Raw genomic sequence first — 18,797 nt, forward strand, 5'->3', positions numbered from 1 at the left:
CCGGCGAGATGTCCACCAGTGGCGACGCGCTCGCCGTGGCCGACGCGCTGCCGATCCCGGCCGGCGGGGGCGGTCGCGCCGCCGGCGGCCAGGGCGGCACCGCCGTCGAGCTCGCCGGCCTCGGAGGCGCGCAGGGCGTCGCCGGCAGCGGAGTCCTCCCGCGCCTCGGCGGCGAGGATCTCGTCATCGGGGATGGCCTCCGTGGGCGTCTCGGAGCCCACGGCCCGCTGCCCGCCGGTGTCGATGAGCTCGGTGGGGCGGTCGCGCTGGCCCAGCAGGGCGAAGTGGGGGTTGATCCGCACGCTGCCCACGGATTCGCCGAGCTCGTGCTCGCCGGCCGGGGTCGCCTCGACGACGTCGCCGATGACGACGGTGACGTTGTCCGCGCCGCCGCCGGCCAGGGCCAGGTCGACGAGCTTCTCACAGCAGCGGCCGGGGTCGTCGATCGCGGTGAGGGCCTCGAGGATGTCCTCGTGGGAGGCGAAGCCGGTGAGCCCGTCGGAGCAGAGCATCCAGCGGTCGCCCACGCGGGTGTCGCGGATGGACAGGTCGAGCTCCGGGGCCGCGCCCACGTCGCCCAGCACCTTCATGACGACGGAGCGCTGCGGGTGGTGCTCGGCCTCCTCGGGCGTGATGCGGCCCTCGTCCACGAGCATCTGGACGAACGTGTGGTCCGCGGTCACCTGGGTGAGCACCCCGTCGCGCAGCAGGAAGCCGCGGGAGTCGCCGATGTGGGCCAGCGCCAGCCGGTCCCCGGCGCGCAGCAGCGCGGTGACGGTGGTGCCCATGCCGGCGAGCTCGGGCTTCTCGACGACGCTGTTGGAGATCCGCTCGTTCGCGTCGAGGATCGAGGTGCGCAGGCGCTCGAGGGCGTCCTGGCCCAAGTCGGCCTCGTCGAGGTCCGCGAGGCGGGAGACGGTGATCGCCGAGGCGACGTCCCCGCCTGCGTGGCCGCCCATGCCGTCGGCGATGAGCAGGAAGTTGGGGCCGGCATAGCCGGAGTCCTGGTTGTTCTTCCGCACCAGCCCGGTGTTCGAGCGGGCCGCGAAGTCGAACATGATGCCCTGTCCGCCCTGTGTCACGAACGCAGCTCCACGATGCTGTGGCCCACGGTGACGGGGGCGCCCACGGCCAGCGGCACGGCGCCGCGCACGCGCTCATCGCCCAGGAAGGTGCCGTTCGTGGAGCCCGCGTCCTCGACGTACCAGATGCCGCCCTGCGGGAAGATGCGGGCATGGTGGCCGGAGGCGAAGTCGTCATCGATGACGAGCACGTTGTCCTCCGCCCGGCCGATCGTCACGGCTCCGGTGCCCAGCGCCACGACCTCCCCGGTCCGCGGGCCGGAGACCACGACGAGCTCATGGGGGCGCTGGGGTGCGGGGGCGTAGCCGGCTCCGCTCCCCGCCGGGGGCGCCGAGGCGCCGGCGCCGGCCGCCGCTGCCCCGGCCATTGCGGGGGCCGGGTAGTCATTGGCGCTGGCGTTCATGCCGCCGCGGGAGCGCTGCGCGGCGCGCATGGCGCGGGCGCGCTGGCGCTTGGACTTGCGGCGCTGGCCGAACATGTCGGTGCGCAGCACACCGGCGATCGAGAAGATGAAGATCCACAGCAGCGCGAAGAACGCGAGCCGCAGCACCATGGCGGTGAGTTCGTTCATCGGTCTCCCGTCTCCGTCTCGTGGAAGGTCACGGCGGTGTCGCCGGCGACGAGCTCGACGCCGTCGGTGAGCGTGATGCTCGTGATCCGCCGGCCGTCGAAGAGCGTGCCGTTCGTGGAGCCCAGGTCCGTGGCCGTGGCGTGGTCGCCGTCGACCGTGATCTCGAAGTGGCGCCGGGAGATGCCGGGGTCGTCAAGGACGATGTCCGCGCTGTTCGAGGACCGCCCGAAGACGGTGGTGCCCGGCTCCAGGCGGTAGCGGCGCCCGCCCGCGCTCACGGAGAACTCCACCCGCCGCGCCGGCTGGCCCGAGCGGCGGGGGGAGCCCCCCGTGGGCGCGGGCACGGGCTGCGAGCTGCGCTGGCGCTGGGACTGCTCATAGGCCTCGGGGACAATGGGGTGGGCGCGCGATTCGGGGTCGTAGCCGCCGCGGTTGGCCGGCTGCGCGGCCGCCGTGCCGTCCGGCCGGCTGGTCTTGGCCCGGACGCGGTACATGCCCGTGTCCAGATCGTCGGCCTCCTCGATGGCGACGCCCACGGGGCCCACGAAGCTGTAGCCCTGCTCGACGGCGTGCTCTCCGATCACCTGGCGCAGGTCGTTGCGCAGCTCGCCGAAGATGGGCTCGAGGCGCTCGAAGTCATTGCGGGCCAGTTCGATCGTGTAGGCGTTCGCGGTGAGGGTGCGCCCGCGGGAGACGACGGCGGCCCGGGTGTCGGACTCCTTGCGCAGGGCGCCCGCGAGCTCCACGGGTTCGACCTGTGAGCGGAAGGCCTTCGCGAACGCGCCGTTGACGACGCGTTCGATGCCCCGCTCGAAGCGGTCGAGAACGCCCATGGATTCGCCTCCTCCGGGAAAGTGGGCCGGGCGCGTGAGGCGGCCGACCGGGTGCAGTCTCGTATGCGGTCAACGGCCCATGCTACCGGTTCGGCCTGGGGAGGCCATATTCCCGCAGGGCCGCCTGGGCGTTTGCGCGGCCAGTTCACATGTGGGCCGGGTGCGGCTGCGGCACCCGTTTGGCCCGCGCGCGGGCCAGCGTGTATTGTTTCGTTCTGCTGCTTGCGCGAGTGGCGGAATAGGTAGACGCGCTGGCTTCAGGTGCCAGTGTTCGAAAGGACGTGGGGGTTCAAGTCCCCCCTCGCGCACAGAACGCGCAGAAGGCCCCCGGCCGGGATCCGCTTCCCGGCCGGGGGCCTTCTCGCATCCCGGCCGGCGGGCCTAGGGTCGAATCCGACCGCAGCATCCGCGGCGGCAACCGCTGCCACGACAGCCGCGCGGCCGCAGCAGACAGGAGCGCCCCGTGAAGTCCTTCACCCTCAACAACGGCGTCGACATCCCGGCCCTCGGGCTCGGCGTCTTCCAGTCCAGCCCGGAGGAGACGGCGCAGGCCGTGTCCTCGGCCCTGATCCAGGGCTACCGGCACATCGACACGGCCGCCGCCTACGGCAACGAGCGGGAAGTGGGCGAGGCGATCCGCGCCTCGGGCCTGCCCCGCGATGACGTCTTCGTCGAGTCGAAGGTCTGGATCAGCGACTACGGCTACGACGAGACCCTGCATGCCTTCGACAAGGCGGCGGGGAAGCTCGGCCTCGAGCAGCTCGACCTGTTCATCCTCCACCAGGCGCTGCCTTCGGACTTCGAGCGCACGCTCGCGGCCTACCGCGCCCTCGAGGGGCTCCTGAACGATGGCCTGGTGCGCGCGATCGGCGTCAGCAACTTCATGGTCGACCACCTCACCCGGCTGCTGGACCAGGCCGATGTCGTGCCCGCCGTCAACCAGATCGAGGTCCACCCCTACTTCCAGCAGCCCGAGGTCCAGGCGTTCGGCCGCGAGCACGGCATCCTCACCCAGGCATGGTCCCCGATCGGCGGGATCACGTTCTACCGGGAGGCCGGGCACACCTCGACCCTGGACGATCCGACCATCACCGCGATCGCGGACCGGGTCGGCAGGACGCCGGCCCAGGTGATGCTCGCCTGGCACATCGCCGAGGGCCGCCAGGTCATCCCGAAGTCTGTCAAGCCCGCCCGGATCGGGGAGAACATCGACGTCTTCGACATCGAGCTCACCGCCGAGGACCTGGCGGCCATCGACGCGCTCGACACCGGCAAGCGCGGCGGGCCCGATCCCGCGGAGGTCACGCTCGAGGCCTTCGGGCGCGAGATCCCCGAGGCTTGAACGGCCGGCCCAGGTGGAGATGTCGCGGGGCCACCTCACATCCACCGCCTCCGGCGCGTCTGCAGGGTGAAGAGGACGACGATCGCACCGCACAGCGGATCCGTACCCGCAGGGGGCACGGACTCCCGCAGCGGGTACGGATCCGAGCAGCGAGCACGGACCCGCGCGGTGCACACGGAGAGGTGAGGACGATGACGGACCTGCGGCGCACGCGAATCGAGACCCCGCTGGGCGAGGTCACCCTCGTGGCGGACGGCGATGGCCTCACGGGGCTCTACTTCCCCGGCCACCGGCACCTGCCGGACGCCTCGGCGTTCGGCGTGCGGGTCGATACCGCAGCGGACGCGGTATTCGCGCAGGCGGGGCCCCAGCTGGACGCCTACCTGCGCGGAGCGCGGCGGGCCTTCGACGTTCCGCTGCGCACCCGCGGCGACGGCTTCTCCGAGCGCGTCTGGGCCCTGCTGCGCGAGATCCCGTACGGCACGACCACCACCTACGGCGCGCTCGCCCAGCGGCTGGGCGGCCGGGGTCTCGCCCAGCGCGTCGGCCAGGCGGTGGGGCGCAATCCGCTGAGCATCGTCATCCCGTGCCACCGGGTCGTGGGCGCGGACGGCGCGCTCACCGGTTACGCCGGCGGCCTGGAGCGCAAGCGGTTCCTGCTCGAGCTGGAGGAGCCGGCCGCGGTGGCGGGCTCGCGGCTGTTCTGAGCCTCGCGCCTCACGTTCGGGGCAGCCGGCGCGTCTACCGTGTGTGGAGATGAAGCAGCCATTCGAACAGGCCGTCGAGCGGCACGGGGGAACCGTGCTGCGGGTCTGCCGTGCCGTGCTGGGACCCGGCCCCGATGCCGACGATGCGTGGTCCGAGACCTTCGTGGCGGCGCTGCGCGCCTGGCCCGAGCTGCCCGCGGATGCGAACGCCGAGGCGTGGCTGGTGCGCGTCGCCCGCCGCAAGGCGATCGACGTCATCCGCGCGCGGGCCCGGCATGCGCTCCCCGCCGCCGACCTGCCCGAGCGGCCCGCCCCGGGCGGCGACCCCGGAGGCGAGGAGCGGACGGTCTGGGCGGCCGTCGCCGCCCTGCCGGAACGGCAGCGCCTCGTCGTTGCCTATCACTACCTGGGCGGACTGCCGCACGCGGAGACCGCGGCGCTCATCGGCGGCAGCGCCGCCGCGGTGCGCCGCGCCGCGGCGGACGGCATCCGCAGCCTGCGGCGAGCCTATGGCGCGGGCGAATACACGAACGGAGCACCGCGATGACCGACACCACCTCCAAGACCGACACCACCCGCATGACCGACACGACCGATACGACCGCGGCCGAGCCCGGCCTCCCGGTCGCCGCCGCCGCGAGCACCGACGACGCGGACCTCTTCCCCCTCGAGACCGGTGCCTTGGACCGCCTGCGGGCGCGCCTGGTCGAGCGCGCGGGCGAGCACGGCCTGCTCGACGTCGCCTACCGCACGATCGACACGCCTGTGGGCCCCCTGCTGCTGGCCGCGACCCAGGCGGGGCTCGTGCGCGTCGCGTTCGAGCGCGAGGGCTTCGATGCCGTGCTCGAGGCGCTGGCGGCGAAGCTCAGCCCGCGGGTGCTCCGCGCCCCGCGGCGCCTCGACGCGGTCGCAGCGGAAGTCGAGGAGTACTTCGCCGGCACGCGGCGCTCCTTCGACCTGCCGCTGGACTATGGGCTCTCCGCCGGCTTCCGCCAGCTCGTGCAGCGCTGGCTGCCCCACATCGGCTACGGGAAGACGCGGTCCTATCGGGAGGTCGCCGAGTTCGTGGGGAGCCCGCGCGCCGTGCGCGCCGTCGGCAGTGCGTGTGCGACCAACCCGCTGCCCGTCGTCGTGCCCTGCCACCGGGTGCTGCGCACCGACGGCGGCCTGGGCGGCTACATCGGCGGGCTGGACGCGAAGGAGGCGCTGCTGAGCCTCGAAGCCGCCGCGTAAGCGCGCAACGTGAGCGCGAGCGGCGCGCCTACCGCAGCTCGCGCGGCAGCGCCTCGAGCAGCCGCAGCCACAGCTCCGAGGCGGTGGGATAGGCCGGCACCGCGTGGCGCAGGCGGGAGACGGGAACCTCGCCGACGATGGCGATGGTGGCGGCGTGGAGCAGCTCACCGGCCTCCGGGCCCGCGAAGGTCGCTCCCACCACGGCACCGCTGCGCCGGTCGATGACGAGCTTGGCCCGGCCGCGGGCATCGTCGCGCAGCAGCGCGGCACCCGCGGCGGCGGTGAACTCCGCCTCCGAGGTGGCCACCGCCTCCGCGCCCAGGCGCTCCCGGGCCCGTTCCTCCGTCAGCCCGACGGCCGCAACCTGCGGCTCGGCGAACACCACCTGCGGCACCGGGACGTCGGCCGGCGCAGGGACGTCGGTTGCCCCGGCCAGCCGCGAGCCCAGCACCCGCGCCTCGTACTTACCCATGTGGGTCAGCGGGGCGCCCGTTCCCGCATCGCCGATGACGTGCAGCCAGTCAGGCAGCCGGCCCGCCGCGACCGCGGCTGCGTCGAGGCCCACCGCTTCCAGGCCCACATGGGCCAGCCGCGGGCGCCGGCCCGCGGCGACGAGCACCTCGGCCGCGGTGAGCGAGCGCCCGTCCGCGAGGTCGACGCTCACCGGGCCGCCGTGGACGCGGCCCAGCCCGGTCGCCTCCGCGCGGGGGCGGGCGGCGGCTGCGATGTGCGCGCCGAACTCCACCCGCACGCCGGCCTCGCGCAGCCCCGCGGCCACGAGTTCGCCGGCGAAGGGCTCCAGGCCCGCGAGCAGGCGCTGCCCGCGCACCAGGAGCGTGACCTGCGAGCCGAGGGCGGCCAGCCACGTGGCGGCCTCCACGGCGACGACGCCGCCGCCCACGATGAGCAGGGACTCGGAGACCTCGGTCACGCCCGTGGCATCGCGCGAGGTCCACGGCTCCACGGCCTCGAACTCGGCCGGGACGACGGCCTCAGAGCCCGTCGCGATGACGACGGCGGTGCCGGCGCGCAGGGTGCGCTGTTCACCGTCCGGACCGGTGACCGTCACGGTTCGCGGGGCGGACAGCTGCCCGTGCCCGCGGACCACGCCGATGCCGGCCCCGGCCGCCCAGCGCTCCTGGCCGTGGTCGTCGTAGTGGGACACCCACGCATCGCGCCTGGCCAGGAGGGTCGCGGGATCCAGCCGCGCGCCCACCGCTCCGGGCAGGTGCTGCGCGGTGTGGACGATGTCCACGGGGCGCAGCAGCGCCTTGCTCGGCATGCACGCGTAGTAGGAGCACTCGCCGCCCAGGAGCTCGCCCTCGACGAGGACGGCGCTCAGGCCGCCGTCGAGCGCATACTGGGCGGCGTTCTCACCCGTCGGGCCACCGCCGATGACGACGACATCGGGCTCATCGCCGGGACCCACCGGGGCTGCATCTGCCGGGGCCGTCTGCGTACTCGGTGCTGCCCGAGTGCCCGGGGGCGGCGGGGGCGCCGGCTGCGTGTCCGCCACCGGTTCAGCCGTTGAAGAACTGCACGCCCTCGGCGCGGTCCAGCTTTTGCTTGCGCGGGAAGTACCAGTTCATGACCTCGCGCAGCTTGTCCGCGTCCTCGCGGGCCCAGTTGCGCATGAGCTCCGCGCCGAACGAGATCGCGGTGACGGGGTGCGCGCCGGCTTGGACCATGCGCTCGAACGCGCGGTCGTGCGAGACCGCGCTGATGCCGCCCACCGCATCGGCCACCGGGTAGACCTCATAGCCCTCCGCGAGCATGTCCAGGGTGGGGAACGTCAGGCAGACCTCCGTCCACAGGCCCGCGATAACGACCTTCTTGCGGCCGGAGTCGGCGATGGCCGCGCGGAAGTCCGCGTCCTCCCAGGCGTTGACGCCGCTGCGGTCGATCTCGTCCACGCCCGGCAGCGCGTCCTTGATGGCCGATGCGGTGCCCTCGTTCTTGCCCAGGTCCACGCCCACGGTGGAGAGCACGACGGGCACGCCGTAGGCCATCGCCAGCTTGCACAGGGCCACGACGTTGAGGTCGATGCGCTCGCGGCTGGTCGAGGTGATCGTCCCGTACTGCTCGGGCTGGTAGTCAATGAGCGCGAGGACGCAGTTCTCCGGGGTGAGGAGGTGATCCTCGCGCTGGTCGCGGACGGGCTCGGGGCTGGTCTTGCGGGTCATGTCGATCCCTTTCTGCAGCCAGCGCGGCGGTTCCGCGGAGGCGGGCGGGCGCCCACGTGCAACCTACGGCCTGGCCCCGGCCTGCGACAAGGGCGCACCGCCCGGGGCGGTCTGGCGAATCAGTCGAGCCTGCGCTCCTTGAGCAGCTTCTTCAGCTTCTTGGGCTTGGTCACGATGGAGGCCGGGTCCACGAGGGCACCCTCGCCGGATTCGGCGAACGCGTCGTCGTCTCGCAGGAAGTCCGCCGGGGTGTAGGCGTGCTGGCCGGCGCTGCGGCGCTGGGACTTCAGCAGCCCGTTCGCATCGACGAGGCGCGTGGCCAGCTCGCGCGGCAGCGTCGGGTCGGACTCGATGGCCCGGGCCAGGACGAGCGCAGCGCTGCGCTTCTTGTCCTCCAACCCGATCGCCTGCGCGACCGTCCCGAACGCTGCGAACTCGTGGCGGCCGTAGAGCTCGCTGAGGAGGATGATGAGGCGGTTGTGCTTCTTGCGGCCCATAGCGGCCATGGCGGTCTCCCTGGTGATGGCGGCCACAGTGCCGCGCGTGGTCCCATTCAACCAGGTCCGGCAACCCGGACGGGCTCGGCCGGCCCACTGGGTGCAGGGGTGCGGCCCGCCGCGCTCGCCCACCGGCGCCCACCGGCTCCTCCCGCCCCCGCGCCCGAGGTGCGGGCCGGGTCTGGGCGGTCCCGCACCTCGGGCGCAGGAGGGGGTGAGTCCGCATGCAGCCGAACTCGGTTCGTGGGCCAACCCTGTCAGTCGGCCAGCGCCGCGGTGAGGTCCGCGATGAGGTCGGCGGGGTCCTCGAGGCCGATGGACAGGCGGATGACATCGGGCCCGACCTCCAACTCGGTGCCCCGCAGGCACAGGTGCGTCATCGTGGCGGCGTGGTCGAAGAGGGACTCGACGCCGCCCAGCGACTCGGCCAGCGCGAAGACGCGCACCCGCTCGGCGGCCCGCAGGGCGATCGCCTCGCTGGCCGCGCGGAACGTGACGATGCCGCCGAAGCCGCGCATCTGCGCGGCCGCGAGCTCGTGCTGGGGATGGTCGGGCAGGCCGGGGTAGCGCACCTCGGCGACCTGCGGGTGCGCGCGCAGCCAGCGGGCCACGCGCAGGGCGGAATCGCAGTGGCGCTCCATGCGCACGGCCAGGGTCTTGAGCCCGCGCGCCGTCAGCCAGGCGTCGAACGGCGCGCTGCCCACCCCGGCCGAGGCCGTCCAGCGGTCGATCCGCGCGCCCGCCTGCGCGCCGGCGGGCAGTTCGCCGTGGTCCTTGACGAGCACGGCGCCGCCCACCACATCGGAGTGGCCGCCGCAGAACTTCGTCGTCGAGTGGACGACGACGTCGGCGCCCAGGCCCAGCGGCTGCTGGAGATAGGGGGTGGCGAACGTGTTGTCGACCGCGAGGAGGGCGCCGGCGGCGTGGGCTGCCCGCGCCGTGGCGGCGATGTCGATGATCTCCAGGCTCGGGTTGCTGGGCGTCTCCACCCACACGAGCGCCGGGCCCGCCGCGAGCGCCGCGGCAAGGGCCGCGGGGTCCGCGATGTCCGCCGGGATGATCGTGATGCCCCAGCGCGCGTACTCGTCCTCGAGGAGCCGCACGGTGCCGCCGTAGACGTCGCGCGGCACCACCACGGAGTCACCGGGCGCCAGGAGCGCGGAGAACACGGCGGTCACGGCCGCCATGCCCGAGGACACCGCGTGCGCGGCGTCCGCCCCCTCCAGCTCGGCGAGTGTGGCCTCGAGCGCGCTGCGGTTCGGGTTGCCCGCCCGCGCGTAGTCGTATGCCCCGCGCGTGACGCCGGGGGAGTCCATCGCGTACGTGGTGCTGAGGTAGAGCGGCTGGACGACGGCGCCCGTGGCCGGCTCGGGGCCGCCGCCCGCGTGGATGGCGCGGGTGGCGAACGCGCCCGGTCCCGCGGCCGGGGCTGCTCCCGGTTCCGTGGCGGGTGCCGCGCTCGGGTCCGCGCGCGAGTCCACGGTCGAGGCGCGGGTGGGTGCTGCCGCCGGGTCCGCGGTCGGGGTTCCGGTGGGACCGGGCGCCGGGTCCGCGGTCGGGGTTCCGGCGGATCCGGGCGACCGGGGGGGCAGGGGGGATGCGGTATCGGGGAGGCTCATGCCAGCACGGTAGGCACCGCGCCTGGCCCCGGGCCCGTGCCGGTGACACACGGCGTCAGCCGCCGTCACGCACCGTCACCGGCCGTCACCCCGCGCCGCCGCGCTGCCGGGTTACCAATCCACCTCGTCACCGCGCCGCCGCTCTACCGCTCTACCGTTCCACCTCCCAGCGCACCGCCCCGCCGCACGGGCCCGGTGCAATCGCACCGCTACGCCACCGCGCGCCCCGCCGCGCGGACCCCGGTGCCGCCATCACCGGGCGGGCCCGACGGGCCGGTGGCGCCGCGACAGGCCAAGGCCGGCGGCGCCGCGACAGACCAGGCCCGGCGGCACCGCTCGCAGCGGCGGCCCGGCACCGCCGCGCGGGCGCCGAAACCCGGCGTTGCGGTGTGCCAATTCACATCAAAACCTGATCGAATGGGCCCATGGCTGAGTTCTCAACCTCCACCGTTGTCCCCTACCCCCGAGAGGTCGTCGAGCGCTGGCACGCGCGCCCCGGCGCCCTGACCCGCCTGACGCCCGAGTTCTCGATGGCGATCGAGGCCGAGCCGCACCCGCCGCTGGCGCCGGGTGCGAAGGCCCAGATGCAGGTGAGCGTGCCCGGCTCGTACGGCGTTGTGCGAGTCCCGTTCGTCACCGAGCACACCGAGCCGCCGGCGCCGGACACATTCGCCGAGACGCTCGTGCGCGGCCCCATGAAGACGTGGGAGCACACGCACACCTTCGAGACCGTGAAGTCGCCCACCGCGGACTCGCCGGACGGGTTCTGCCGGATCACCGACCGGGTCGAGTACTCGGTGGCCCCCGGTGGCTTCCCCGGTGCCGCCGAATTCGACGAGGCGGCCCTCGAGCCCACCCTGCGCGCGGCCTTCGAGGGCCGCCACGACCGCCTGCTAGACGAGCTCGCCTACGATGCCGAGCTCGCCGCGTTCGGCGGCCCCAAGAAGATCCTCGTCGCCGGCTCCTCCGGGCTCGTGGGCCAGCAGGTCGTCGCGATGCTCCAGACCGCCGGGCACGAGGTGCGCCGCCTCATCCGCTCGACCCCGCGCCGCGAGAACGAGGTGCGCTGGAACCCGGACCTGGGCCTGCTCGACCGCGGCGCCGTGGCCTGGGCCGACGTCGTCGTCCACCTGGGCGGCGCGAGCATCGGCCGGCGCTTCACCGCGGAGGGCAAGCGGCGCATCCTCGACTCCCGCGTCGACTCGACGAAGCTGCTGGCGCTCACGATCGGCGATCTGCCGGCCTCGGAGCGCCCGGAGGCCTTCGTGTGTGCCTCGGCGGTGGGCTACTACGGCTCCGATCGCGATGACGAGCAGCTCACGGAGTCCGCCGCGCGCGGCGAGGGCTTCCTCGCCGAGGTCTGCGAGGCCTGGGAGCGCGAGGCCGCGCAGGTCGAGCAGTACGGCGTCCGCCGGGTCTCGATCAGAACCGGCGTCGTCATGTCGACGCTGGGCGGCGTGCTGCGCCTGCAGCTGCCGCTCTTCCTCCTGGGCTTCGGCGGCCGCGTGGGCTCCGGCGAGCAGTGGCTCGCGTGGGTCTCGCTCGACGACATCACCCGCATTTACGCCCGCGCCGTCATGGACCCGCAGCTGAGCGGGCCCGTCAACGCGGTCGCCCCCGACGTCGTGCGCCAGGCGGACTTCGCCCGCACGCTGGCCGGCATGCTCTCGCGCCCGGCGGCGCTGCCGCTGCCCACGCTGGCCCCGCGGCTGGTGCTCGGCCGCGAGGCGGCCGCGGAACTGGCCGTCGCCGACCAGCGCGTGGTGCCCGCCGCGCTCGCCGCCGCCGGCTACGAGTTCGCCCACCCGTCGCTCGAATCCGCGCTCGCGGCCACGCTGGGCATCCGCCGCGACACCGAGGCCCCGGCCGAGCAGCCGGCCCAGGCGCCGGCCGGGCAGGCCCCGGTCGAACAGGCGGCGCCGGCGAGCTGAGACCCGGTCCCCGGTGGTCGGGGCCCGTCCCACAGGCCGAGTACCCGTCCGCCGCGGGCCGAGCATCCCGCCGCCGGGCGCACGGACCGCCGCTGCGCTGGCGAGCGCGGGCGGCGCGGTGCGCGGAGGGGTGAGCGCGCGGACGAGCGAGCGCCGCGGCCCGGTTCGCGGGCACAATGGCGCCATGACAGCGAACACTGCGCTCGAGGATGCCGCCCCGGGAGCACCGCGGATCGTGGTCATCCAGCACGAGGACGGGACGGATGCCAACCGCTTCGGCCGGTGGCTTGCCGAGGCCGGTGCGCGGGTGCGCACCGTGCGCCCGGACCGCGGCGAGGCGCTGCCCGCGCCCGCGGACTTCGATGCCCTCGTCGTACTGGGCGGGGCCATGGGCCCGCGCGATGACGCGGCGGCGCCCTGGCTGCCGGCGGTGCGCGCGCTGCTGGCCGCCTCCGCTGCCGGCGCGTTCCCCAGCTTCAACATCTGCCTGGGCGGGGAGCTCCTGGCGGTCGCCGCGGACGGCGACTGCACGCACCGGGCCTTCCCGCAGGTGGGCCTGCACACCGTGCGGACCACCGCGCAGGCGGCGGAGGATCCCGTGTTCGGCGCGGCACCCGCCGAGTTTCCCACCGTGCTGTGGCACGAGGAGCAGATCGAGCTGCCCGAGCGCGCCGTGCTGCTCGTGACCGGCACGGACGCCCCCGTCCAGGCGTTCCGGGTGGGCCCGTGTGCGTGGGGCACCCAGTTCCACCCGGAGGCCGGGCGGGAACTCGCGGCGCACTGGGCGTCCAAGACGAACGAGCATGCGAGCATGGAGGACTACGCGGGCCGGCCCGCCGAGGCCGTGGTCGAGGAGATCGCCGCGGCCGAGGGCGCACTCGAGACCGCGCAGGCGCCGCTGGCGCGGGCGTTCGTGCGCGCCGTGCGCCGGGGACTCACCGCGCATCCCGCGCGCTGAGACATATGCGCGCCCGCTAAGATCTGGGGCTATGAAGCAAGGTCCCCTGGCGCCCACCTCCCAGGCGCCGCTCTCCGCCTCGACCGCGGCGGACGGCGCCGTGCCCGCAGCGGCCACCGGCGCTCCCGCCGGAGACGCCACCGTCGCCGCGGCGCGCTCCGCGGCCGCCGAGCAGGGCCCCGATGCCCAGCTGACCGTGCAGATCCTGCGCCGCACCCTCAATGAGATCGCCGGCCACGGCTACGCGAACCTCCAGCTCGAGCGGATCGCCCGCGCCGCGGGCTGTGCGCGCTCGGCGATCCTGCGGCGCTGGCCCACCCGCGGGGCACTGGCCTCCGCGGCGCTCATCATGCTCTCCGACCTGGGCGAGATCCCGGACACCGGCGACCTCGTGGAGGACCTCGTCGAGCACACGTGGTGCAATGCCACGAACCAGCGCCGGATGCGCGGCGCGGACCTGCCGCACCCGGTCTGGTCGGTCATGAGCGAGCCCGAGGTCTACGAGCACTTCCGCCACGACTTCCTCTCCCGCCGCCGCGACATGGGCCTGACCGTCATCCAGCGCGCCATGGACCGCGGCGAGCTCAGCGAGGACGTCGATGCCCAGCTCATCCTCGACACCCTGGCCGGCCTCACCCTCTACCGCGTGTCCCTGCAGAGCGAGCGGCTGAGCCGGGAGCAGATCCGGCCCGTGGTGAGCGCCCTCGTGGAGAACCCGCCGCTGCGCGAGGACTCCCCGGCCCGCCGCGACCTGCCGCTTGGCGAGGGGCTGACGCCCGTGGGCCGCGCCGCGCACGCGGCTGCCGGCACCGAGCCCGGCGCGCAGGATGGGCCGCCCGCCTGAGCGCGTGGCGGCCACGGGCGCGGTGCAGGCGCCGAGGCCGATCCGGGTGCCGCGGTCGAACCCGGTTGCCGAGGCCGAACCGGTTGCCGGTCTCGAGCCGGGTGCCGACCTGAGCGGTGATACCGGGATCTGAGCGCCCGCCCCCTCGCCCGGCCGCGCGTGCCAGGCTGGGCACCGACTCGGGACCGGCCGCGCACCCGCGCCGCCGCGGGCCCGGGTGCAGAAGGGGAGACCATGACGTTCGCCGCCGCCGGAGAGGCCATGCTCGACGAGCTCGTCGCGCTGCGCCGCGCTATCCACGCCGACCCCGAGGTGGGCCTCGAGCTCCCGCGCACGCAGCGCAGGGTGCTCGACGCACTCGAGGGGCTGCCGCTGGAGATCGCGCTGGGCCAGTCCACCACCTCGGTGACGGCGGTGCTGCGCGGGACCGGGCGCGCAGGCGGGGGAGCGGGGCCCGCGCCGGCCGTGCTGCTGCGCGGGGACATGGACGCCCTGCCGCTGACCGAGCTCACCGGCCTGGACTATGCGGCCACCGGCGAGGCGATGCACGCGTGCGGGCACGATCTGCACATGGCGGCCCTCGTGGGCGCCGCACGGATCCTCGGCGCCCACCGCGATGAGCTGCCCGGCGACGTCGTCTTCATGTTCCAGCCCGGCGAGGAGGGCTACGGCGGAGCGCGCAACATGATCGCCGAGGGCGTGCTCGACGCCGCGGGCCCGCGCATCGTGGCCGCGTACGCGACGCACGTGAGCCCGAGCGAGCGCGGGGTGTTCTCCACGCGGGAGGGCACGCTCGCCTCGGGCTCGTGCTTCCTCACCATCACGGTGCGCGGCCAGGGCGGCCACGCCTCGCAGCCGCAGGACGCCGTTGATCCCGTGCCGGTGGCCGCGGAGATCATCCTGGCACTGCAGGCCATGGTGACGCGCCGGATCAGCGTCTTCGACCCCGTGGTCCTCTCGCTCACCCAGCTGAGCGCGGGCCAGACGCACAACATCATCCCGGACTCGGCGACGCTGAGCGGCACGGTGCGGGTGCTGTCGAACGAGTCCCTGGAGATCGTGCGCACCGAATCGCAGCGGGTGGCCCAGGGCGTCGCCGCCGCGCACGGCTGCGCGGCGGAGGTGGACTTCCGCGTGGACTACCCCGTGACCGTCAACGATTCGGGCGAGGCGCGGCGCGCGCTCGCCGTCCTGCGCGAGCTGGTGGGCGAGGACCGCGTGATCGAGGCCGACCACCCCATCATGCCCTCGGAGGACTTCTCCTATGTCCTCGATGCCGTCCCCGGTGCCTTCGTCATGCTGGGCGCGGGCGACCCGTCGATCCCCGCGGCGGAGCGGGCGAACAACCACTCCCCGCGCGTGGTCTTCGACGATTCCGTGCTGGGCATCGAGGCCGCCGCGCTCGCCTCACTCGCCCGTGCCCGCCTGGCCGCCGAGGCGCCCGCAGTATAAGCACCTGCGTCGCGGCACCGCTCGCGTCCCGCGCGTGCTGGTGCCCCTGCGCTGCAGCCCCCTGAGTCCCGGTGCACCCTGTGTTCTGGTGCCGCCGCGTCGTGTCCTGGTCCCTCGTGTCCCGGTGGTACCGCGAAGACGCGCGCCGAGCGGGTGCCGGCCGGCGCCTCGGCGGCCCTCAGGTGCGGGGGGTCAGCTGCGAGGGAGCAGCGGCGCGGGGGTACCGAGGGGTGGCGCAGGCGGGGACGAAGCAGCCGGGGCCGGGAATGACCTCGTAGCGGCGGCTGTTCACTGCTGGGTGAGCCGTCGAGCGCACAGCGCGGCGGAACCGAAGACACGGAGGAGCGAACCGATGAGCACGGATACCGCGGAATTCCTGCCCGAGGCCGGCGAGGTCACGATGTTCACGACCTCGTGGTGCGGCTACTGCAAGCGCCTGCGCCCGCAGCTCGATCAGGCGGGTGTGGCGTACGGCGAGGTCAACATCGAGGACATCCCCAACGGCGCGCAGGTCGTCGAGGCGGCCAACGGCGGCAACCAGACGGTGCCCACGCTGCTGTTCTCCGACGGCTCGACGCTGACGAACCCCTCGCTGGCCCAGGTCAAGGACCAGCTCGCGGCGATCGGCTGAGCCGCAGCCCGCAGCCCGCAGCCCGCAGCCCGCGGCGCTCGGGGCCGGGGGCGGAGCGCCAGACGCGGGCGTGCCAGGCGCGGAAGTGCAAGGCAGTACCGTGCCAGACGGCGCCGGGGCGGTCCACGACCGTCCCGGCGCCGTCGTGTGCATCCGCCCAGCGCCCGCACACGGGCAAGCGAGGACGAGAGATCAAATCTGTAGACAGATCGCAAAAACCTGTATACAGTCTGGTGCAGATCCCCTGCCGGGATCGTTCGGAAGCATCGGCGTCCCCGTCGGGACGCGTGCACTTCCTCAACGACGAGAGAAGAGAGAGCACCATGAGCGAGAACCGCAGCCGCCGGAACCCCATCACCCGTCCGGTCTTCCACCACACGACCTTCGCCACCAACCGCCTCGACGAGATGGTGGCCTTCTACGAGGCGATCGCGGGCCTCGAGCCCGTCTTCTACGGCGACGAGGGCGCCTGACTGAGCAACGACGAGGCCAACCACCGCATCGCCCTCCTGGCCCTGCCCGGCCTCAAGGAGCCCGAGGACAAGGGGCACACGACCGGTCTGCACCACACGGCCTTCGAGTACCCCACGTTCGAGTCCTGGATCGTCAACTACGTGCGGCTGAAAAAGGACGGCATCGTCCCCTTCGTGTGCCTCGACCACGGCATGACGATGTCCATGTACTACCCGGACCCCGACGGCAACGGCGTGGAGATCCAGTTCGACACGTTCGGCGACTGGCGCACCTCGAAGGAGTGGATGTGGGCCAGCCAGGAGTTCGGCGACAACCCGATCGGGGAGTACTTCGACCCGGACCAGATCGTCGAGGCGCACAAGGCCGGGGCGGACGGCAAGGAGATTCACGAGCGGGCGCGCAAGGGCGAATACCGCCCCGAGGTCGTGCCGGAGGTCTACCTCCCCGAGCTCTGGTGACACCGCGCACCGTCTAGCTTCGCACCCTCCAGATTCGCACCTCCCCAGGAAAGGCAGCAACCATGCAGATCGGCAACCGCAGCGGACGTCTCGTCCTCATCGAGGGCGACCGCGCCCTGGACGTCGAGCGCGCCAGCGACGGCGCGTTCGGCCCGGATCCCCAGGACGCCTACGAGCGCTGGGAGGCGTTCCGGCAGTGGGCGGAGGGCCAGGACGCCTCGGCCGGCGAGCCCTTCGACGTCGCGGAGCTGGGCGCCCCGGTCCCGCGCCCCCGCCAGATCATGGCGATCGGCCTCAACTACGCGGACCACGCCGCGGAGTCCGGCTTCGACCTGCCGGAGAACCCGGTGGTCTTCGCGAAGTTCGCCTCGAGCCTCACCGGTGCCAGGGCAGACGTGGCGGTCACCGGTGACCAGGTGGACTGGGAGGTGGAGCTCGTCGCCGTGATCGGCACCGGCGGGCGCAACATCCCCGAGGCCCAGGCCTGGGACCACGTCGCGGGCCTCACGGTCGGCCAGGACATCTCCGATCGCGAGGTGCAGTTCTGGGGCAATCCGCCGCAGTTCAGCCTGGGCAAGTCGCAGGAGGGCTTCGCCCCGGTGGGCCCCGCCGTCGTGACGCTCGACGAGGTCGATGCGGCGGCCGACCGCAGCGACCTGGCGCTCAGCTGCACCGTCACCCATCCCGACGGGACGAGCGAGGAACTGCAGAGCGGGCGGACCAGCAGCCTCATCTTCACCGTGCCGGACCTCATCGCGCGCCTGTCGAAGATCGTCGAGCTCTACCCCGGTGACCTCATCTTCACCGGCACCCCGGACGGCGTGGGCATTGGCCGCGACCCGCAGGTGTTCCTGCAGGCCGGGGACGTGCTGCGCACGCAGATCGAGGGGCTCGGCGAGATCGAACAGACGTTCGTCGGACGGTGACGGCCATGGCCGGGACCGCCGAGGCGCAGGCGTCGGCCGCTGCTGCGCCGGCCACCGCCGGGGAAGGGCGGTCTGCGGATGCCCCGCCGGTGTCCGACGCACAGCACCGCGCCGACGCACAGCACCGCGCGAACGCCCCGCAGAGCGCGGACGCCGTCGAATTCGCATACCGGCGGGCCCGCCGCGCCATCCTCACCGGTGAGCTCGCCCCGGGGGCGCCGATCTCCCAGGTGAAGGTGGCAGCGGAGCTCGGCATCAGCCGGACCCCGCTGCGCGAGGCGCTCTCGCGCCTGGCCGCCGAGGGGCTCGTCACCTCCGAGTTCAACCGGCGGATGCGCGTCTCCGAGCTGGACCTCGCGGACTTCGAGCAGATCTACGCGATCCGGATGGGCGTGGAGCCCGGTGCGATCGAGCGGACCGCGCCCCAGCTGACGGGGGCGGAGCGCCATGCGATCGAAGGCCACCTCGACGGCATGGACGCCGCGATGACCGCGGAGGACATGGATGCCTTCCGCGCCCATCACAAGGCCTTTCACCTGGGGCTGAGCCAGCACGCCGGGGCGCGCATCTGCCGCCTGCTCGAGGACATGTGGGACCACTCCGAGCGCTACCGCCTGGCCTACCTCCACGACGGGGCGGCCGCCTCCCAGGACGTCGACCGCGAGCGGATCGCGGCGGGCCAGGTGGACCACCGGGCGATCTTCGCGGCGCTGCGCGCGGGCGATCCCGCGGAGTGCGCGCGGCTGCAGGTGGCGCACATGGCCACCACGCTCAACGGCGTGCTGCGCGACGCGGTGACAGCGCCGCGCGACTAGCTGTGATGTCCAGGCAGGTTGTTGAGTCTGCTGATGGGCGGGGCTCCGATCGCGGAGTGGACCCTGTGGTGATTGTAGACATGCAACCAACCAGGAAGTTCACCTCGGCGTTCTGAAGCGCCCTGGGTTTCGTTCCGCGCTTATGTGGTGACGAGGGCTCTCGCCTGGGATTGATCGTAGGCCGCTTCGACCTCGGCGGGCGTGCGGTAGTCGAGAGCTTCGTGCAGGCGTTGACGGTTC

20 protein-coding genes, 1 tRNA gene and 1 pseudogene are annotated in these 18,797 nt (G+C 73.6%); 14 read left to right on the forward strand and 8 right to left on the reverse strand.

Features of this window, described 5'->3' with window-relative positions; translation table 11 throughout:
- The 3 genes from GSY69_RS11435 to GSY69_RS11445 form a co-directional block, all read right to left on the reverse strand.
- Positions 1 to 1,082 (reverse strand): PP2C family protein-serine/threonine phosphatase (locus GSY69_RS11435; RefSeq protein WP_407925026.1); only part of this gene is annotated, 1,082 nt, incomplete at its 3' end.
- Entirely contained in the window at positions 1,079 to 1,654 is a 576-nt protein-coding gene (locus GSY69_RS11440; RefSeq protein WP_160953976.1) for an FHA domain-containing protein FhaB/FipA, read from the reverse strand. The genes GSY69_RS11435 and GSY69_RS11440, both read right to left, overlap by 4 nt.
- Positions 1,651 to 2,487: a DUF3662 and FHA domain-containing protein gene (locus tag GSY69_RS11445; RefSeq protein WP_160953977.1), complete on the reverse strand. Its 837-nt coding sequence runs from the start codon at positions 2,485 to 2,487 to the stop codon at positions 1,651 to 1,653. Before GSY69_RS11445 ends, GSY69_RS11440 begins: the two co-directional genes overlap by 4 nt.
- A 224-nt stretch (positions 2,488 to 2,711) precedes the next feature.
- Between GSY69_RS11445 and GSY69_RS11450 the strand changes: the two genes are divergently transcribed.
- The 5 genes from GSY69_RS11450 to GSY69_RS11470 all read left to right on the forward strand — a co-directional run bounded on the left by GSY69_RS11450 (position 2,712) and on the right by GSY69_RS11470 (position 5,769).
- Positions 2,712 to 2,795, forward strand: a tRNA-Leu gene (locus GSY69_RS11450).
- Positions 2,796 to 2,950: 155 nt separating this feature from the next.
- Complete coding sequence (locus tag GSY69_RS11455; RefSeq protein WP_160953978.1) at positions 2,951 to 3,829, forward strand: aldo/keto reductase; 879 nt, start codon at positions 2,951 to 2,953, stop codon at positions 3,827 to 3,829.
- A gap of 191 nt (positions 3,830 to 4,020) precedes the next feature.
- Positions 4,021 to 4,536, forward strand: coding sequence for a methylated-DNA--[protein]-cysteine S-methyltransferase (locus GSY69_RS11460; protein ID WP_160953979.1), 516 nt, complete (start codon positions 4,021 to 4,023; stop codon positions 4,534 to 4,536).
- Positions 4,537 to 4,585: 49 nt separating this feature from the next.
- On the forward strand, positions 4,586 to 5,083 hold the full coding sequence (locus GSY69_RS11465) for an RNA polymerase sigma factor (protein WP_160953980.1): 498 nt from the start codon (positions 4,586 to 4,588) through the stop codon (positions 5,081 to 5,083).
- Positions 5,084 to 5,115: 32 nt separating this feature from the next.
- A complete protein-coding gene (locus tag GSY69_RS11470) occupies positions 5,116 to 5,769 on the forward strand; it encodes a methylated-DNA--[protein]-cysteine S-methyltransferase (protein WP_160953993.1) in 654 nt (217 codons plus the stop codon).
- Between the two features lie 28 nt (positions 5,770 to 5,797).
- Here GSY69_RS11470 and GSY69_RS11475 read toward each other — a convergent pair whose 3' ends face one another.
- The 4 genes from GSY69_RS11475 to GSY69_RS11490 form a co-directional block, all read right to left on the reverse strand.
- Positions 5,798 to 7,198 (reverse strand): dihydrolipoyl dehydrogenase family protein, encoded by a 1,401-nt coding sequence (locus GSY69_RS11475; RefSeq protein WP_160953981.1) that lies wholly within the window; start codon positions 7,196 to 7,198, stop codon positions 5,798 to 5,800.
- 91 nt (positions 7,199 to 7,289) lie between these two features.
- A complete protein-coding gene (locus GSY69_RS11480) occupies positions 7,290 to 7,952 on the reverse strand; it encodes an isochorismatase family protein (protein WP_160953982.1) in 663 nt (220 codons plus the stop codon).
- 119 nt (positions 7,953 to 8,071) lie between these two features.
- The gene (locus GSY69_RS11485) at positions 8,072 to 8,458 is read right to left on the reverse strand and encodes a hypothetical protein (protein ID WP_160953983.1); all 387 of its coding nucleotides are present in this window, start codon (positions 8,456 to 8,458) and stop codon (positions 8,072 to 8,074) included.
- A 248-nt stretch (positions 8,459 to 8,706) separates the two neighbouring features.
- Positions 8,707 to 10,068 (reverse strand): trans-sulfuration enzyme family protein, encoded by a 1,362-nt coding sequence (locus GSY69_RS11490; protein WP_202411065.1) that lies wholly within the window; start codon positions 10,066 to 10,068, stop codon positions 8,707 to 8,709.
- A gap of 425 nt (positions 10,069 to 10,493) precedes the next feature.
- Here GSY69_RS11490 and GSY69_RS11495 point away from each other — a divergent pair, with 425 nt between their 5' ends.
- The 9 genes from GSY69_RS11495 (at position 10,494) to GSY69_RS11535 (ending at position 18,557) form a co-directional block, all read left to right on the forward strand.
- Positions 10,494 to 11,999, forward strand: coding sequence for a TIGR01777 family oxidoreductase (locus GSY69_RS11495; RefSeq protein WP_160953984.1), 1,506 nt, complete (start codon positions 10,494 to 10,496; stop codon positions 11,997 to 11,999).
- Positions 12,000 to 12,183: 184 nt separating this feature from the next.
- Complete coding sequence (locus GSY69_RS11500) at positions 12,184 to 12,957, forward strand: type 1 glutamine amidotransferase (protein WP_160953985.1); 774 nt, start codon at positions 12,184 to 12,186, stop codon at positions 12,955 to 12,957.
- Positions 12,958 to 12,988: 31 nt separating this feature from the next.
- Entirely contained in the window at positions 12,989 to 13,801 is an 813-nt protein-coding gene (locus GSY69_RS11505) for a TetR/AcrR family transcriptional regulator (protein ID WP_160953986.1), read from the forward strand.
- Positions 13,802 to 14,035: 234 nt separating this feature from the next.
- Positions 14,036 to 15,253, forward strand: a complete 1,218-nt coding sequence (locus tag GSY69_RS11510; protein WP_160953987.1) for a M20 metallopeptidase family protein — start codon at positions 14,036 to 14,038, stop codon at positions 15,251 to 15,253.
- Positions 15,254 to 15,605: 352 nt separating this feature from the next.
- The gene (locus tag GSY69_RS11515; protein ID WP_160953988.1) at positions 15,606 to 15,884 is read left to right on the forward strand and encodes a mycoredoxin; all 279 of its coding nucleotides are present in this window, start codon (positions 15,606 to 15,608) and stop codon (positions 15,882 to 15,884) included.
- A gap of 323 nt (positions 15,885 to 16,207) precedes the next feature.
- Entirely contained in the window at positions 16,208 to 16,357 is a 150-nt protein-coding gene (locus GSY69_RS11520) for a VOC family protein (protein WP_160953989.1), read from the forward strand.
- Positions 16,358 to 16,498: 141 nt separating this feature from the next.
- The gene (locus GSY69_RS11525; RefSeq protein WP_160953990.1) at positions 16,499 to 16,816 is read left to right on the forward strand and encodes a VOC family protein; all 318 of its coding nucleotides are present in this window, start codon (positions 16,499 to 16,501) and stop codon (positions 16,814 to 16,816) included.
- A gap of 62 nt (positions 16,817 to 16,878) precedes the next feature.
- Positions 16,879 to 17,742, forward strand: a complete 864-nt coding sequence (locus tag GSY69_RS11530; protein WP_160953991.1) for a fumarylacetoacetate hydrolase family protein — start codon at positions 16,879 to 16,881, stop codon at positions 17,740 to 17,742.
- Between the two features lie 89 nt (positions 17,743 to 17,831).
- Positions 17,832 to 18,557, forward strand: coding sequence for a GntR family transcriptional regulator (locus GSY69_RS11535; protein WP_160953992.1), 726 nt, complete (start codon positions 17,832 to 17,834; stop codon positions 18,555 to 18,557).
- Here GSY69_RS11535 and GSY69_RS11540 read toward each other — a convergent pair.
- Positions 18,554 to 18,655, reverse strand: a pseudogene (locus GSY69_RS11540) (IS481 family transposase); the annotation flags it as partial. The gene GSY69_RS11535 and the pseudogene GSY69_RS11540 overlap by 4 nt on opposite strands.
- Positions 18,656 to 18,797 lie beyond the last annotated feature (142 nt).

The organism is Brevibacterium rongguiense, assembly GCF_009857845.1.
Lineage (GTDB): Bacteria > Actinomycetota > Actinomycetes > Actinomycetales > Brevibacteriaceae > Brevibacterium > Brevibacterium rongguiense.

What these genes read in the sequence shown, in the direction of transcription:
- GSY69_RS11440 (WP_160953976.1), bottom strand. Translation starts at nt 1,654, where the DNA reads ATGAACGAACTCACCGCCATGGTGCTGCGGCTCGCGTTCTTCGCGCTG.
- GSY69_RS11445 (WP_160953977.1), bottom strand. Translation starts at nt 2,487, where the DNA reads ATGGGCGTTCTCGACCGCTTCGAGCGGGGCATCGAACGCGTCGTCAAC.
- GSY69_RS11460 (WP_160953979.1), top strand. Translation starts at nt 4,021, where the DNA reads ATGACGGACCTGCGGCGCACGCGAATCGAGACCCCGCTGGGCGAGGTC.
- GSY69_RS11465 (WP_160953980.1), top strand. Translation starts at nt 4,586, where the DNA reads ATGAAGCAGCCATTCGAACAGGCCGTCGAGCGGCACGGGGGAACCGTG.
- GSY69_RS11470 (WP_160953993.1), top strand. Translation starts at nt 5,116, where the DNA reads ATGACCGACACGACCGATACGACCGCGGCCGAGCCCGGCCTCCCGGTC.
- GSY69_RS11480 (WP_160953982.1), bottom strand. Translation starts at nt 7,952, where the DNA reads ATGACCCGCAAGACCAGCCCCGAGCCCGTCCGCGACCAGCGCGAGGAT.
- GSY69_RS11485 (WP_160953983.1), bottom strand. Translation starts at nt 8,458, where the DNA reads ATGGCCGCTATGGGCCGCAAGAAGCACAACCGCCTCATCATCCTCCTC.
- GSY69_RS11490 (WP_202411065.1), bottom strand. Translation starts at nt 10,068, where the DNA reads ATGAGCCTCCCCGATACCGCATCCCCCCTGCCCCCCCGGTCGCCCGGA.
- GSY69_RS11495 (WP_160953984.1), top strand. Translation starts at nt 10,494, where the DNA reads ATGGCTGAGTTCTCAACCTCCACCGTTGTCCCCTACCCCCGAGAGGTC.
- GSY69_RS11500 (WP_160953985.1), top strand. Translation starts at nt 12,184, where the DNA reads ATGACAGCGAACACTGCGCTCGAGGATGCCGCCCCGGGAGCACCGCGG.
- GSY69_RS11505 (WP_160953986.1), top strand. Translation starts at nt 12,989, where the DNA reads ATGAAGCAAGGTCCCCTGGCGCCCACCTCCCAGGCGCCGCTCTCCGCC.
- GSY69_RS11510 (WP_160953987.1), top strand. Translation starts at nt 14,036, where the DNA reads ATGACGTTCGCCGCCGCCGGAGAGGCCATGCTCGACGAGCTCGTCGCG.
- GSY69_RS11515 (WP_160953988.1), top strand. Translation starts at nt 15,606, where the DNA reads ATGAGCACGGATACCGCGGAATTCCTGCCCGAGGCCGGCGAGGTCACG.
- GSY69_RS11520 (WP_160953989.1), top strand. Translation starts at nt 16,208, where the DNA reads ATGAGCGAGAACCGCAGCCGCCGGAACCCCATCACCCGTCCGGTCTTC.
- GSY69_RS11530 (WP_160953991.1), top strand. Translation starts at nt 16,879, where the DNA reads ATGCAGATCGGCAACCGCAGCGGACGTCTCGTCCTCATCGAGGGCGAC.